General features: G+C 60.1%; 13 protein-coding genes and 1 tRNA gene. 3 read left to right on the top strand and 11 right to left on the bottom strand.

Translation table 11 applies throughout. The annotated features are described in order from the left end of the window. Positions 1-7: 7 nt before the first annotated feature. From epsI to ACN9MW_RS10500, 10 genes are all read right to left on the bottom strand, one after another. Positions 8-694, bottom strand: a complete 687-nt coding sequence (gene epsI, locus ACN9MW_RS10545) for an exosortase-associated protein EpsI, B-type (protein ID WP_426170546.1) — start codon at positions 692-694, stop codon at positions 8-10. Next, the gene (xrtB, locus tag ACN9MW_RS10540) at positions 691-1,575 is read right to left on the bottom strand and encodes an exosortase B (protein ID WP_426170545.1); all 885 of its coding nucleotides are present in this window, start codon (positions 1,573-1,575) and stop codon (positions 691-693) included. The genes epsI and xrtB overlap by 4 nt, the downstream gene beginning before the upstream one ends. Further along, entirely contained in the window at positions 1,576-2,448 is an 873-nt protein-coding gene (epsG, locus tag ACN9MW_RS10535; RefSeq protein ID WP_426170543.1) for a chain length determinant protein tyrosine kinase EpsG, read from the bottom strand. A 10-nt stretch (positions 2,449-2,458) separates the two neighbouring features. Then, positions 2,459-3,865 (bottom strand): chain length determinant protein EpsF, encoded by a 1,407-nt coding sequence (gene epsF, locus ACN9MW_RS10530; protein ID WP_426170541.1) that lies wholly within the window; start codon positions 3,863-3,865, stop codon positions 2,459-2,461. Positions 3,866-3,874: 9 nt separating this feature from the next. Continuing rightward, positions 3,875-4,666, bottom strand: a complete 792-nt coding sequence (gene epsE, locus ACN9MW_RS10525; RefSeq protein ID WP_426170540.1) for a polysaccharide export protein EpsE — start codon at positions 4,664-4,666, stop codon at positions 3,875-3,877. A gap of 20 nt (positions 4,667-4,686) precedes the next feature. Then, on the bottom strand, positions 4,687-5,568 hold the full coding sequence (locus ACN9MW_RS10520) for an EpsD family peptidyl-prolyl cis-trans isomerase (RefSeq protein WP_426170538.1): 882 nt from the start codon (positions 5,566-5,568) through the stop codon (positions 4,687-4,689). A 60-nt stretch (positions 5,569-5,628) separates the two neighbouring features. Next, positions 5,629-7,011 (bottom strand): undecaprenyl-phosphate glucose phosphotransferase, encoded by a 1,383-nt coding sequence (locus ACN9MW_RS10515; protein ID WP_426170537.1) that lies wholly within the window; start codon positions 7,009-7,011, stop codon positions 5,629-5,631. A 15-nt stretch (positions 7,012-7,026) separates the two neighbouring features. Further along, on the bottom strand, positions 7,027-8,214 hold the full coding sequence (gene epsL / locus ACN9MW_RS10510) for an XrtB/PEP-CTERM-associated polysaccharide biosynthesis outer membrane protein EpsL (RefSeq protein WP_426170535.1): 1,188 nt from the start codon (positions 8,212-8,214) through the stop codon (positions 7,027-7,029). A 23-nt stretch (positions 8,215-8,237) separates the two neighbouring features. After that, positions 8,238-8,978, bottom strand: coding sequence for a CAAX prenyl protease-related protein (locus tag ACN9MW_RS10505; protein WP_426170534.1), 741 nt, complete (start codon positions 8,976-8,978; stop codon positions 8,238-8,240). A gap of 128 nt (positions 8,979-9,106) precedes the next feature. Continuing rightward, positions 9,107-11,020 carry an ATP-binding cassette domain-containing protein gene (locus ACN9MW_RS10500; protein WP_426170532.1) on the bottom strand — a complete coding sequence of 638 codons (1,914 nt, stop codon included), beginning with the start codon at positions 11,018-11,020 and terminating at the stop codon, positions 9,107-9,109. A gap of 78 nt (positions 11,021-11,098) precedes the next feature. Here ACN9MW_RS10500 and ACN9MW_RS10495 point away from each other — a divergent pair. Next, positions 11,099-11,173 (top strand) — tRNA-Arg (locus tag ACN9MW_RS10495). A gap of 645 nt (positions 11,174-11,818) precedes the next feature. Here ACN9MW_RS10495 and ACN9MW_RS10490 read toward each other — a convergent pair. Next, a complete protein-coding gene (locus ACN9MW_RS10490) occupies positions 11,819-13,696 on the bottom strand; it encodes an AAA family ATPase (protein WP_426170531.1) in 1,878 nt (625 codons plus the stop codon). Between the two features lie 34 nt (positions 13,697-13,730). Between ACN9MW_RS10490 and ACN9MW_RS10485 the strand changes: the two genes are divergently transcribed. Then, complete coding sequence (locus ACN9MW_RS10485; protein ID WP_426170529.1) at positions 13,731-14,072, top strand: hypothetical protein; 342 nt, start codon at positions 13,731-13,733, stop codon at positions 14,070-14,072. Between the two features lie 126 nt (positions 14,073-14,198). Then, positions 14,199-15,443, top strand: coding sequence for a hypothetical protein (locus ACN9MW_RS10480; RefSeq protein ID WP_426170527.1), 1,245 nt, complete (start codon positions 14,199-14,201; stop codon positions 15,441-15,443). Positions 15,444-15,500 lie beyond the last annotated feature (57 nt).

The raw sequence follows: 15,500 nt of genomic DNA, 5'->3' as shown, positions 1-15,500 counted from the left end.
TCGCCCCCTATCCTTCGAACACGCCGACCAGGCGCTCACGCGCGGGCTTGTCGAGCGCAGACAGCAGCGCGCGCACGAACTGGTCATGCAGCGCGTAAGCCGGAGCGGAATCGGCGCTGATGCTCGACACCCTCACCAGCATGCCGTCTGGCACCGTGCCGCTCAAGCCGTAGCGCAATTCCTGCAGGCGCTGGTCGACGCCGGGCATGGTCGCCTTGCGCCCGACCGTAATCCAGTAGGTAATCGGTTCCTGGCGCGCACCGGCAACGGCAAACAAGCGCTTCACCGGCAGCACGCCGAGTCCCGTATCGAGGCTGCTTTTCCGGCCATCGCGCACGGTGAAGCCCTGCGCCGTATAGCAGACCTCAGGCTTGTGCACGCCCATATTGTCGCTTTGGTCGCCACCGTAAGCGATCGACAGCATGATGCGCTCGCCATTGCGGTTGACATAGGTGCGGCCGAGGGTCTGGTTGTAGATCTTGTCCAGCTTGGCCTGCGTGGCGGGATCGACTTGCAGCGGCATCACCCGCGTATCGACCTGCCACTCGCCGAAGGTGCGCGGCACCATCTGCTCCAGGCTGAAGCGCCCAGCCGCATCGGCCATGCGCGCCGTCGGGGTCAAGGCCCGAGTCAGCGCGGCGGAACACACCATCAGCGCGCCCAGCGCCAAGCTCACCATCATTGATTTTTTCATGAGTTTCGCCACCTGACGAACCATTGCAGGAAGGCGTCCACGCCGATAATCAGCAGCAGCGCCGTGATGAAGAGCACCATGCCGGCAAAGCCGTGCAGGAAGCCCTGCCCTGCCGCATCGCCCAGGTAGTAGGTCACCAGCGACAGCGTGATCACGCGGATCACGTTGGCGGTAAAGGAGATCGGGATGATCAGCAGCGCCAGCGCCACGTTGCGGAAGGCCGAGGAATGCCGCACCACGTTCAGGTAAAACAGCCCGAGCGCCTCCAGCGTCAGCAGGGTTTGCAGCCCGGCGCAGGCATCGGCCACCAGCAACTGGTACTGGCCCACCTGCAGGATCACGCCGCTGCGCGCAATCGGGTAGCCCGCCGCATACAGCATGTGCTCCGTCGCCCAGGACACCGCCATCTTCATCGGCATGGTCAGCATGCCGACCAGGGGCCCGGGCAGCGGCACCATGAAGGCCATGAAAAAGAAGGCGAACCACTGCACACGCAGCGCGCCATGGCCGCATTTGAGCATCAGCACCGCGGCCAGCAGCAGGACGAAGGAGGCAATTTCGAAGGCGATGATGCCTTGCGAGCGGCCCAGGATGTAGGCCAGCAGGCCCACGCCCAGCACCGGCCAGCCGGCAGCGGCGGGCTGGCCGTCGGCGCGCGCCTGCATGGCCGGCCATTGCCGGTGCATCAGCCACAGCGCGAGCAGCAGGATGATCGGCCCATGGGCCTGCTCCTCGGTCGCCCACAAGCCGGTGAACAGGCGATAGAAGGTGGGGACATACAGCACCAGCATGCCGGCCAGGACGGGCGACCAATCGGGCAGCGCATCGCGCAGGGCCGCACGCGCTGCGGCTTGGGGGCGGATGGCCAGGCCCGGGTCCACTCAGAACTCCAGCAGCACGGAACCTACCACTTCGGCCCCGGCATAGCGCACCTGCTCGCTGAGCGCCGCCACCTCGTACAGCGAGGTGGCATTGCGATGCACCACCAGCAGCACGCCGTGGGCCCGCGCCATAACCGGCAGCGAGTCGTGCGCCGTCAGCACGTCCGAGGTGTCGTACAACACGACATCGTGCAGCGCCTCAAGCTGGGCATTCAGGCCGGTGAAGTCCTTGCGCGCCAGCAGTTCGGCCGGATTGGGCGGCAGCGTGCCGGCGCCCAGCACGGACAGCGATTCGAACGCATCGATGCGCGTCACCGCCGCCATCGTGGCGCGCCCGGCCAGCATGTCCGACAACCCTGTCTTGCCCTGCAGGTTGAAGATCTCGTGCTGCGAGGGCTGGCGCAGGTTGGCGTCCACCAGCAGCGTGTTCTGCCCCAGCTGCGAGAACACCACCGCCAGGTTGGCGGCGAACAGGCTGGTGCCGGAACCCGGCTCGACGCCGACGATGGCCAGCGACTTGTGGCCGCGTGCAAACCAGCGCAGCATCAGCTGGCCGCGCACTGCGCGCAGCTTTTCGACCTGGCGGCTGAAGGGATCGTAGGCAGCGACCAGACGCGAAGAGAAATACTTTTCCCCGGCCGGGATATAGGGATAGTCGAACTGCCGCGCCAGCACTTGCTGGATGTCGGCCGCGCTGACCATGCCCAGCGCCTGCGCCGCCTCGCCGAAGCGCACGCCGGTTTCCTCCTGCATGCGCAGCACGGCATCGGTATTTTCCGGCGTCAGCTTGCCCGCTTCCTGCAGCAGGGCGCCGATGGTCGCATCGCCCACGCCGTGCGGCGAGGCGGGATTGAAATGCAATGGGCTGTTCATCAGCACCTCCTCAGTTCAGCCGCAGCGTGCGCGGCGCATGCAGGTGCGGCAGGCCGAAGCGGCGCTGGCGCGGCGGATTCCAGTCGATCGTGGCCAGCACCGGAATGTGCACCACTTCGGCCAGGTCGGCTTCCGACCGCACGCGGCGATCGAACATTTCAGACAGCATCGCAATGCCGATGCCCAGCATGCTCCCCAGCAGCAGCGACAGCACCGTGTTCAGTACCACGCGCGGACCAGCCGGCTCGATCGGCGCCACGGCCGGGTTCAGCACCGACACGTCGGACTGGTCGGAGCCGCCCTCGATGCGGGTCTGCGAAGAGCGCTGCGAGGCATTGTCGAAGGCACGCTGGGCGCTCTCGACATCCTTGTTCAGCACATTCATTTCATCGCGCTGGCGGTTCAGCTGCAGCACCTTGGTCTTCTGGTCGGCCAGCGCCGTGCGCAACGCTGCTTCGCGCTGGGCAAAGACATTGGCGTTGTTGCTGACCGAGGAAGTAACCAGGGCGGTCTGCTCATTGAGGCCGGCCCGCAGGCGCGCCACTTCGGCCGCGGCGCTCTGGTATTGCGGGTGGTTGCGGCCCAGGCGCTGGCCCATTTCCGCCAGCTTGGATTCCTGCTGCGCCAGGTTGACGCGCAGGTTCTGCACCACCGGGCTGGCCGTCACGTCCGGCGAAGCGCTGCCGGAGCCGCGCGCCACCGACTGCCGCGAATTGGCTTCCATCGCCTGCGACTGCGCCGCCACCAATTGCGCCGACAGGTCGTTCAGGCGCATCGATTCGACGTCGAGCCGGTTGTCGACGCTGACGATGCCGTGCTCCTGCTGGTATTTCGACAGCTTGGCCTGCGCCACTTCCAGGTTATCGCGCAGCACTTTCAACTGTGCGTTGAAATAATTGGTGGCCTTCTTCATCGGCTCGACCTTGAGCTGCACATTGATCTTCTGGTATTCGTCGGCGAAGGCATTGGCCACCGCGGCGGCAAACTGCGGATCGGAAGCCTTGAAGGTGACGTTCAGCACCGAGCTTTCCTTGGCCGGCACGATATCGAGCTTCTTCTGCAGCAGGTCGGCCAGCCAGTCGCGCACCGTGCCTTTGCCGCCGGTCGACTCGTTGAACTGGGCGATGACGGCCGGGCTTTCGGCCAGCTTGAGCTGGTCCACCACGCGCAGCGCGACATTCTTGCTGCTGATGATGTCGATCTGCGTCGCCATATAGCCGGGCAAGAGCTGGCCCGGCAGGGCCATGCCGGTCAGCGGATCGACGCCCTTGTAATTCATCACCAGCGAACTGGTCGCCTCATACGTCTTGGGCAGCAGCAGGCTGACTACGAGGGTGGCGGCCACCGTGACCAGCAAGGTCAGCAGCACGATCTTCTTGCGCGCCTGGAGGATCAGCAGGAACTGGGCGAAATTCATGACACCTCCTTAGAACCAGCTTTCCTTGATGAAGATGACGTCGTCGGTCTGCACCACGTCCTCGTTCTTGGCGGCGATCACCTGCACCGTGCCGTCACCGCCGCGGCGCTTGATCTTGATGCCGCTTTCAGTGCCGCGCGGGGTCAGGCCGCCGCCCACCGCCAGCGCCTGGCTGACCGTCATGGTGCGCTCCAGCCGGAAGGAACCGGGGCGCTGCACCTCGCCATAGATGTAGAAGCGCGGCGAACGCTCGGCATAGATCACATCGTTGGGGCCGAGCTCGATCTCCTTGTCCAGCGCGCCATTGCGCACCATGTCGACCACGTCGATCACGGTCTTGGTGGTCTTGCCATCGCGGGTGCGCACCACACTCACGGTATCGCCGCCATCGGCATTGAAGCCGCCGGCCTGCGCCAGCATGTCCATCACCCCGCGCTTGCCGCCATCGAGCGGATAGCGCCCCGGACGGTTCACCATGCCCAGCACCGACACTTGCGCGCTCTGGATCTGCGAGACGATGATGCTGACCTGCGCCGTTTTCAGGTAGCCCTTCTTGACCAGCTGCTCGCCAATCGCCCGCTCGGCCTGCTGCACTGTCATGCCGCTGACCTTGACTTCCCCCAGCAAGGGGAAGGTGATCTTGCCCGATTCGCTGACCCGGGTCTCTGTCGCCATGTCCGGGTTGCCGAACACGGAAGCCTTGATCACGTCGCCTGCGCCCAGCGTCAGGTCGGCCGCCTGTGCAAAGCCTGCACCCAGTACGAAAGCCATCGCCACCATCCACATCAGTAGTCGTTTCATGATTGCTCCTCGATCCAGTATTATTTCAGGCCGGCCACACCACGTTCCAGTGCGGTGGCCGGGGCGCCCGCATCCGCTACCGGCGAGGGCTGGTTGATATAGGCGATCTTGGCGCTGGCGCGCAGGCGCTTGACCTCCTCCTCGGCCGACTCCTTGCCCTTCTTGGCGACCAGGTATTGCTCGATCTGCGGCCTGGCCGCATCCAGTTCCACCGGCGAAGAACGGATATCGGCAATGGTGACCAGCATGCTGCGCTCGCCCTCGCGCACGATGAAGAGCTGGCCCTTCGACAGCGCCAGCAACTTGGCCGACAGTTCCGGCGGCAGCTCCGAGCCGCTGCGGCTCAGTTGCGCCTTCTGGTACTTGACCTTGTGCTGGTCGAGCCAGGCTGCCACCTCATCGAGCGAACGGGTCTTGTCCATTACCGCCTTCAACTCATCGTTCACCTCGCGTGTCGGCAAGATGATTTCACGCATGTCGAAATGCTTGCGTTGCGCAAAGAATTGCGGGTTCTGGCTGTAATAGGCTTCCACTTCCGCCGCGGTCGGCTTGGCCGGCGTGCCGAGGCGCTTCTGCATATAGGCTTGCGCCAGGATCACCGAGCGCGCCCTCTCGATCGCCTGCACCACGCGCGGATCGCGGTCGACCTTCTCTTTCGCCGCTTCGCCGATCAGCAACTGGCGGTCGATCAGGGCCTCCAGTGCCTGCTTGCGCGCGGCTTCCTGTTGCGCGGCCGGAGCGTTACTGCGCGACAGTTCGTCGTTCAACTGCATCACGGTGATTTCCTCACCATTGACGTTGGCCAGGGCCTGGCCCGGTTTCTGTTCCGCCTTGCTGCTGCAGGCGGAAACGAGGACCACCAGCATGCCCGCGAAAGCCATATTCGGGTTGATGTGCTTCAAAATATCCTCCCTCGACTGTTGCAACTCATTCTAATAGCGCGACCAGCGCGCACGATTGACTCAGTACGCGTTTTGCCGCTTCAACACCACCTTGACTGTCCGCAAGATGATCCACAGGTCGAGCCACAGCGACCAGTGGCGCAGGTAGTCCAGGTCATAGCGGATGCGCGCCTCCATCTTTTCCAGGGTCTCCGTTTCACCACGCAGGCCGTTGACCTGGGCCCAGCCGGTAATGCCCGGCTTGACCTTGTGGCGCAACATATAGCCCTTGATTAGCTTGCGGTATTGTTCGTTGTGGGCAACGGCATGCGGGCGTGGCCCGACTATGCTCATCGTTCCTTGCAGCACGTTGATAAATTGCGGCAATTCATCCAGCGAGGTGCGGCGCAGGAAGGCGCCGATCTTCGTGATGCGCGCGTCATGGGCAGTGGCTTGCTTCACCACCGGACCGTCCTCCGTCACGCGCATCGAGCGGAATTTGTAGACGATGATTTCCTCGCCATACAGGCCGTAGCGGCGCTGGCGGAAAATCACCGGGCCTGGTGAACTGATCCACACGGCCAGCGCAATCACCAGCATCAGCGGCGCCAGCGCCATCAGGATCGCACTGCCGATCAGCACGTCGCTGGCGCGCTTGACGATGCCGTCGAAACCGACAAACGGCGTTTCGCAAATCGCCACCACAGGCATGCCGCCCACGCTGTCGAAACGCGCCTGCATCAGGTCAAACACATAAATATCGGGCAGGAAATAGACCGAGGCCGTGGTGTCCTGCAACTCGTCCAACAGCTTGCGGATGCGCGGCTGGGCCGAAATCGGCTGGCTGATGAAGATCATCTTGATGTGGTGGTCACGCACGAAACCGGCGACCTCGCCCATATTGCCCAGCACGGGGTGCGACAGGCCCGACTTGCGGCGGTCGGCAGTACGGTCATCGAAGAAGCCGCGCACGCTGAGGAACAGGTTGGGCATGCGCTCCACGGTGGCGGCGAACTTGGTGCCCACTTCATTGGCGCCGACGATGACCACCGAGCGCACCTCGCTTTCCTTGGCCGGGTCGGTGCCGACATGGCGGGCCGCCAGGTGGCTCATGAGCAGCGCGAACGGCGTCGCCAGGAACCAGCTGAACACCACGGCCTCATCGTAGTGGTAAGCAAGGCCGCTGACATTGCCAAGGAAGACCAGGATCACGGCGGTGACGATCCAGCCCATGAAGATATCGCGTGCATAGGCGGTGATCCGTCCGCTGCGCCAGGTGCGGTAAGGATCGACGTGCTGGTACACCGCCGACGAGATGAAGAAAGCCAGTACCATCAGCACCAGCGAATACCCGGTAAACGGCTCCCCATACACCATCGACGTGGCGTACAGCATCCCCATGATGATCAGCGGATCGAGCACACGCTGGAAAAAGGAGACCAGGGGAATATCGTTTACCGTCATCGTCGCTCCTTGTCATCAGAACTGCACTGTGGCCATGAAGGAAACGCCCTTGGCCTTGTAGCTGCCGGTGCCGATCAGCGGCGTGCCGGTACGGCGGTCCTTGAAGCCGGTCACGCTCAGCTGGACCTTGCGCCAGGGCTGGTAGACCACGCCGACATTGGTGCTGCGCGTGGTATCGCTCGGGTCGCCATTGAAGGTGACGTAGGGCATGCGTTCGAATTTGCGTTTCTCGCGCTTGATCCCGGCGTTGGCCTGCACCTTGGCCGAGAGGTCCCAGGTGGCATTCAGGCTGGCGCCCTTGTTGACGCTGTTGTTGACCACGATGCTTTCCACCGCCGCGAATTCGCGCCAGGTCTCGGCGGAAAAGCGCAGCTTGCTGCGCGGCCGCCAGTTCAGCGTGGCGCGGCCGTTAAGGCCGCTGGTGTCACGCTCGGTAAAGGTATCGTGCTTGCGCTTGGCGTAGCCGGCCAGCAATTGCAACTGCGTGATGTCGCTGTACAGCCAATTGATATTGGCTTTCAGCTCATCCTGCGTATAGTTCTGGTCGAGGAAGGTGGCGCCGATTCGGCGCGGGTTCAGGAAGTTGCCTTTGATATGGCGTGCCACCAGGCCTACCCTGCTGCCGCTCGACGCATGATAGTCGATGCCGACTTCACTACGGTCTTCCTTGCGGTTGTTCAGGCTTTGCGCTTCCAGCTCGTAGTCGAAACGGTCACGCTGGAAGCCGGTGTAAATGCGCCAGCTCGGATGCATGCGCCAGCCGCCGTTGGCGTACTCGCGGCGCTGCGTGCGCAGGTTGCGTTCTTCCGAGTGGAAATCGTTGAACGGCGTCAGCACCTGCTGGTAGCTGCCGCCGATATTGCCGTCGAAGTGGTTGCCCACCACCCAGGCCCAGTCCAGGCTGAAATCCTTGCCGTTGTAATCAAGCTGGTCGTAGTGGTCGAAAGTCACGCGCGAGACTTTCGCTTGCCCGGTAATCTTCTGGCGCCCGATGGGGCGATCCAGCGCAATGCCGGCAATGGCTTGCGTGGCGCGGTCGGAACGCTGGATGCCGTCCGGCGTATTGTCCGGCAGGCGCAGCAGGTTGTCGTCGTAGGTCTGGCCCACGCTGATAAAGGGCTTGAAGGTTTCGCTGATGTCCGCCTGCGCCGGACTGCACGCCAGTGCGGCAGCCAGCGCCAATGGAGTTGGCAGGATGCGCATATTATTTTTAGCCTTATGTAACACTACCAATAGGTCCAGCTGCCGGTCACCATGATCCAGGCAGCCAACAAGCCGTTCGTCACGGCATGCCCCAGGACGGGAGTCCACAGCGTTTCGCTGCGCATGTACAACAAGGTGTAGGCAAGGCCCGCGACAATGCCGGCCAGCCACAAGTTATGTTCGATACCGAACAGAAGAATCGAAATCGCTGCTGCACGCAGGCCGACAGCTGCCGGACGCAACGACAGGAAATCACGTTGTTCCAGCCAACGCAGCAGGAAGGAACGCCAGAACAGTTCTTCCATCACTGGCACCACCAGGGCCGCGCCCAATGCACGCACGGCAACCAGCGGCCAGTCGATGCGGCCATCGCTGCCGGCGGCATCGAAACCGCGCGCAGCGCCAATCTGCATCCAGCTCGCATCGAGTGCAAGCCATAAGACGAAGACACCGGCGCCGATGCCGGCGGCAACGAAGGCGTCGCGCCTGGCAGGCAGCGTGCGCAATTCGCGGTAATGCCTGCGCCACGCCAGCAGCATTGCCAGCACCAGCGCAATCTTGGCGGGATACAGCCAGCGCATGGTGTTAGCGTGCGCACCGAATCGTTCAAGCACGTCGGCGAAGATGATGAAAATAATGAAGGTGGCAAACGGCAGCACGCGCGGCATGGCGCCGCTGCGGGCGCGCAGTGCGAGCACAGGCGCGGCAGCCGCGCTGGCCTGCGGCTGTTGGGAAATGCGCTTAGGTGGCTGCTGTAAAGTCACGATATCTGCCTTCCCGTTGGAAATGCCGAAGCAGGACTGCCTCGGCATTAAGGTTGTCAGATATTACAGCGGGCAATCGTGCGCAAGCGCACGAAAGTGAGAAAGTGCAAAGAGTGGATTGAGTTACATCAAACGTTGTTGCGGGATTCGATTGCTTCCCAACGCTCCAGCGCTGCCATCAGCTCTTCTTCAATCTGCGCAATGCGTTCGTTGAGGCGCTTCGCTTCCGCTGGCGTCTTCTTATAGAAGTCCGGATCGGACAGCGTGAGGTTCAGCGCGGTTTGTTCGTCTTCCAGTTTGGCAATGAGTTGCGGCAATTCTTCGAGCTCGCGCTGTTCCTTGTAGCTGAGTTTTTTTGCCTTGGCTGGCGCCGGTGCCGCGGGCGCGGCCGGTGCTGCGGCGGGTTTTGCTTCAGCCTTCTTCGGCGCGGGTGCAGCGGCAACGCTGGCGTCGCGCACGCGTTCCCAATCGCTGTAGCCGCCCACATACTCTTTCCACTTGCCCTGCCCTTCGGCAACGATCACTTGCGTGACGACATTATCGAGGAACATGCGGTCGTGGCTGACAAGGAAGACGGTACCGGCGTAATCCTCCAGCAATTCTTCCAGCAGTTCCAGCGTGTCGATGTCGAGATCGTTGGTCGGTTCGTCCAGCACCAGCACGTTGGCAGGCTTGGCGAACAGGCGCGCCAGCAGCAGGCGGTTGCGCTCGCCACCGGACAGCGAACTCACCAGCGAGCGCGCGCGTTGCGGCTCGAACAGGAAGTCACCAAGGTAGCTCATGACGTGCTTGCGCTGGCCATTGATTTCGACCCAGTCCGAGCCGGGCGAAATGGTATCGGCCAGCGTGGCATTGTCGTTCAACTGCGCGCGCATCTGGTCGAAATATGCCACCTGCAATTTGGTGCCCTGCTTGATGGTGCCGGCGTCAGCCTGCTCTTCACCGAGGATCAGCTTGAGCAGCGTGGTCTTGCCGGCGCCGTTCGGACCGATCAAGCCGACCTTGTCGCCGCGCATGATGATCGCGCTGAAGTCGCGCACGATGACCTTCTCGCCGAAGTCCTTGCTGACGTTTTCCAGTTCCGCCACGATCTTGCCGGAACGCTCGCCAGTGCCCACTTCCAAGCGCACCTGGCCTTGCTGGTCGCGGCGCGCAGAGCGCTGCTCGCGCAGGCGCTCCAGGCGGCGCACCCGGCCTTCATTACGCGTGCGGCGTGCTTCAACGCCTTTGCGGATCCACACCTCTTCCTGCGCCAGCACCTTGTCGAACTTGGCATTCTCCACTTCCTCGATCGCCAGCTGCTCCTGCTTGCGCGTCTGGTAGGCGCTGAAGTTGCCAGGGTAGGACAGCAGGATGCCGCGGTCCAGTTCAATGATGCGGGTCGCCACGTTATCCAGGAAGGAGCGGTCGTGGGTGATGAACAGGATGCTGCCCTTGAAATCGCGCAGCAGGCTCTCAAGCCACTGGATCGAGCTGAAGTCCAGGTGGTTGGTCGGTTCGTCCAGCAGCAGCACGTCCGGCGCGCCAACCAGGACGCGCGCCAGCGCGGCACGCTTCTTGGTGCCGCCCGACAAGGTTTCCACCAGCACCGAACCATCCAGGTTCAGGCGGCCCAGCACGTTTTCAACCTTGTTATCCAGGTTCCAGGCATCACCGGCATCCAGCAGGACTTGGATGTCGTGCATGCGCTCCATCAACTTGTCATCGTCGCCCTGGCCGAATTGGCTGGTCAGCGCGTCATACTCCTTGCGCAGCGCCGGCAATTCGCCCAGCCCCGCGGCGACGGCATCGTGCACGGTATGGCCCGCCTCGAATTGCGGCTCCTGCTCCACGTAGACGATCTTCAGGCCTTGCTGCATCACCAGCAGGCCGTCATCCAGCTTTTGCATGCCGGCGATAATTTTCAGCAAGGAGGACTTGCCGGTGCCGTTACGCCCGATCAGGCCGACCCGCTCCCCAGTCTCGAGGGAAAATTCAGCGTGGTCCAGCAGGGCGTGGTGGCCAAAAGCCAGTTGTGCAGATGTTAAGGAAATGACAGCCATGGGGTGCAAATAGGGACAGAAAAACAAGCATTTTACCTGTTGCTAGCCTGTCAGCTATAATTGCGCTCGCTTTGCGTCCTCCCCGTAGCACAATGGATAGTGCACATGCCTCCTAAGCGTGGGATACTGGTTCGATTCCAGTCGGGGGGACCAAACAGCACTCTCACCCGATCTCACCAACTCGCAGACAGCCCGCCATTACTGGCGAAATGCCAATTCCTATTGTCTTGCGCAGTATCAGCCTATATCATGTCATCGCATCGAGATACCGTCATTTTTGACGGTACAGCCTCGACCACCCTCTTTCTTATACCGTCAGATACAGCGCATGGCTCTCACTGATACCTTCGTACGTCAGGTCAAACTAGTCAAAAAAAGTGGCGACAAATACAGCGATGGCGACGGGATGTACCTGTTGGTTCTCGCTTCCGGCAAGTATTGGCGCATGGATTAACTCACCCCGACGAGGCTGGCAACGATGCTTGGTGGTAGGGCATGGCTGATCGACATCGTGCCCGTAGCTTGCCTTGGTGGACGAGTACGTCCCCTCCTGAAGTGCTCGCGCGCGCACGAGGGAAATTATCAAGCATTGTATTTCCGAGCTGGCGTGCTGGCCTGCAGGCATTGCCATGAATTACGATATAGCTCGCGCTTGGCTGCCAACTCCAACGAACGGCTCCGCATCAGGCGCATCAAAATCGAACGTGGCCTCCAAGGTCCAATGGCTTTAGGCCAATGCGCCGAAGCGGTCAACACCGCAAAACGTTCTTGCGGCAGCTCACGGAGTGGCAACGCAGCTTATGAGTCCTTGTATTGTAGGATTTCGCGCAAGAAGGTCCGCAACAAATCAAGGTGTTCCGGCGCTCGCTGGACAAGCCAGGTAAAGAGCTGAGGTGTATGGGTCGTTTTTCTGAATTCCACGCGCGCCTCGCTCACCGATCCAAAAATGTTCTTCAAGATTTTGGCACCGTCGTCCGAGTGCTCTAGCGCCAGCTCCGCATCCAACGCAGCCTGTACTTCCTCGACCGACAAGGACTCACCTGCTGCATTGAGGACGGCCACTATAGCTCCGGCATGAAGGACATAGTTCTCAAGCATCGCTTTCGGCAAGAACCGTAGTCGCCCATTGGTGTCACGCTCCAACTTGCGGCACTCCCCTTCTTTACGCTTTTCGGTATCAATTAGAATTGCCACGGCTGGAGGTACAAGTGACAGGGAAGTGAGCCGTTCATAGGCGTCAACGACTTCCTTGACCTCCTTCCCTGTCCGGTCGAATTTACTGGTGTGTTCAACGCGAAGTACAGCAATGCCTGCGGCAATGCCTGGACAGAATGTCCTCAGAAGTTCAGGGACAACAAGTTCCTCGGTTTGCCCCTCCACCCACAGTACACTGTCACGTCCATGCAAGTCCGTCATGCGAATACCGAGCGCAGCCAAGTCTCCACGTAGATCCTGAACTTGCGCACCCCTAACCTGCTTCACTTGGGTTCGGCCATCCTCTGCCGAGAAAACGGTCACAAAGGTCGGAGATGCAGCAGTCAAAACATCTGCCGAGTGGGCAGTAAGAATGTATTGGTGCTGTGCTCCTTCTGCGGCTAGGATTTGCAAGAGCTCACGCAGCGCTTTGGGATGCAAGAAGGAATTCGGCTCGTCAATTGCGATGACTTGAGGATGTCGCGAGGTCAGTAGGATGTAAAGAATGGCAATAACGTTGCCAATACCTGCGCCCATCTGACTCAAGGGAACCGCCAAGTCATCGCGACGCTCCTGCGGAATGCAAGGCAGACATCTTATTTCCCATTGATTCTGTGCGACAGCAGGAGCCTGAACCCATCGAACGGTCGGAAATACTCTGTGCACGAGGCGACAAAGTGTTTCATGACCATGCGAGTCATTTAACTGCAATTGACTCAGGCAGAACGCCAAATTTGAAGCATCAGGTGACAAGACTGGGGGTATGCCTGTGAAGCCAGCGTGGGCCGCAGGGAAACGCTGCGCAGAAAATCGATAGAAGAACCTTCTGAACGCATCACCAAATCGAAGCTGCGCCGGAATCCCACCAAAGTTGAAGACATTGCATTCTGAAGGCTGCTCTTCGCCACCGTTAAACTTCAAGCTCAGCGTCAGGACATTGTCATTGGAATTCGTAAATTTTGTCTTGGACTCACCCAACGCCGACCGCACCGAGAAGGACTCTAAGCCGCCTCCGAAGTTCAAGGTGATGGCCAATTGAGGATCATTTTGGATACGATTGAACGCTTCACGCGCATGATCTCCGCTGGTCATGCCGTGGTTATAGTTGTCAGGCAATGGGATTGCGACTTGATTACCAAATAGTGCGCGCAACTCCGACACTGACGTACTGATCGTCACACCTAAACGACTGTTTCCAGAAGGCGCATCGCCGTATGCGGGCAAATTCCATAGCGAACGGTGTAGTACTTGCGTGCCGAGCTGAAAATCAAGCGCTTCCAGGGCCGTGGTCTTACCAGAATTATTACCGCCAATGAAAAGGTTGAATCCCTTACCGATCTCAATAGACTGGGTCTCAAGGTATGACTTATAGTTGCCAACGGTTAATTTTTCGAGTCGCATGTGAAATAAAGTAACTAAAAGGCAACTGTAGCACAAGGAAAGCTCATTGAGCCTGAGCAGCAACGCAGTGATCAATCTCATGGGCTGTGCAATAATTTCCGAAAAGGAGCCAACCATGCAAACCAAATCGACGAGCACGCTCGAACGCCTGCGGCAAGCCGGAGTTTCGGACGAACAGGCCAGCGCCCTAATGGAAGTTATGGATGACCTAGTGGAAGCCGGGCTAAACGAACGCTTAGGGCTGACCCCACTGGACTCCAAATTTGAGCACCAGCAGGCGATCTTGGGATTGAAGATTCGAACTGCTGCGTCAAACACACGTACGCAGCTCTACAAAGAGCTCGGCGGCACGGCGATTGTCACGCTGGCACTGCTTTGCTCTCTTGAGCAGATTCCCCAGCCACTGACAGCATTTCTCGTCATCAGCGAGGTCAACTTGGCGCTCGCAGCGATGTAAATCGGCAGAGTTGCGGGCTGAATCACCCGAAAAATCACCCGAGTCCCCAGCAAGCCCGCATCCTGCCTAGACTTGATGGTTCCTACAACAGGAAACTTCGACAGAACTTGAAGAGAGAGACAGCGAATGTATAACAGCATCCCGAAGAGCAAGGGCCTCCTCTTCGTCACCAATGACCTGAGCCAAATGCTGCAGGCGACACGGCAAAACATAAGAGTCGAGGTCGATGCGCTAGAAGCCAACCGACTTCTCAACACCGCTCCCGAAGAACTGAAGAAGTACCTTGTGGAGAAAAACTCAGTTGCTCACGTTGCGCTGAAACGCGACGAATGGTACGCCGATACCCAGGAGGTGCAGGTGGACGTAAGGTATGACAGCCGCCGCTGGATTGACGACACCAGTCGGCCAGTGCTCGTGCCTGGCGAGCGAGTCGAGGTGCGGGTGCCATTTGACGGTGAAGCAGAGCTTTTCTATGCACATGCCAATACTTGGTCATCGAACCCGCCGCGCGGCGTCATCCAAAATAATGAGCTGATACTGCGATTTGAATTTCCGGCCGATCAACCGGCAGACGTACGACCTAACGTGGATCGAACCCTCAAAGACGTTGAAGAGCACCTGGGTTGGCAAAGGCCCATGATTGACGCTCACAACGCCCAACTACCAAACGTGGCAGAAGAGGCAATCAATAGCCGCCGCGCGCGCCTATTGGCGCAGTCTGAACGCGCTGAGGCGTTGGGCATCCCGATTAGGCGACGCACTGATGCCCCCACAACTTACGCCCTTCCTGCGAGCCGCAAGAAGGCTGTACCTACTCTACCGCCTGCTGCGTCCACGCCGTATCGTCCAGAGCCCACATGGCCAATGGAACAGTATGAACAGGCTCTCAAGATCATGCAGGATATGGCGCTGGTGATGGAACGAAGCCCCGAAGCGTTCAAAACGATGGGGGAGGAAGATATACGCCAACACTTCCTTGTTCAACTCAATGGTCAATTTGAGGGCAAGGTCACTGGCGAGACCTTCAACATGAGCGGGAAGACTGACATTCTCCTCCGAGAGGGAGACCGAAATGCCTTCATCGCCGAGTGTAAATTTTGGAAAGGACCAAAGGCTTTTGCGCAAGCAATCGATCAACTTCTTAACTACGCGACGTGGCGAGACAGTAAGTTGGCGATCTTGGTTTTCAACAGAGGCATTGAGACATCTACGGTCCTGGCTGGCATTGACACAACCGCCAAGGCCCACAGCAACTTCAAGCGCGCCATCAATTGGCCACACGATAGCGGGTTCCGCTACATATTCCACAGCAATGGGGATGCGAATCGCGAGATGACGCTAACTATCCTAGTTTTTCATGTGCCAAAATAACCAGAACAAGGCTCTGAAGCGCCCCCTCCCCGGAGGGGGGCAGAAAGCGCGCTCCAC

Source organism: Pseudoduganella sp. R-34, from assembly GCF_049904655.1.
GTDB lineage: Bacteria > Pseudomonadota > Gammaproteobacteria > Burkholderiales > Burkholderiaceae_D > Rugamonas.
The sequence above is the reverse complement of the archived record's forward strand: the minus strand, read 5'-3'. Positions and strand labels throughout refer to the sequence as shown.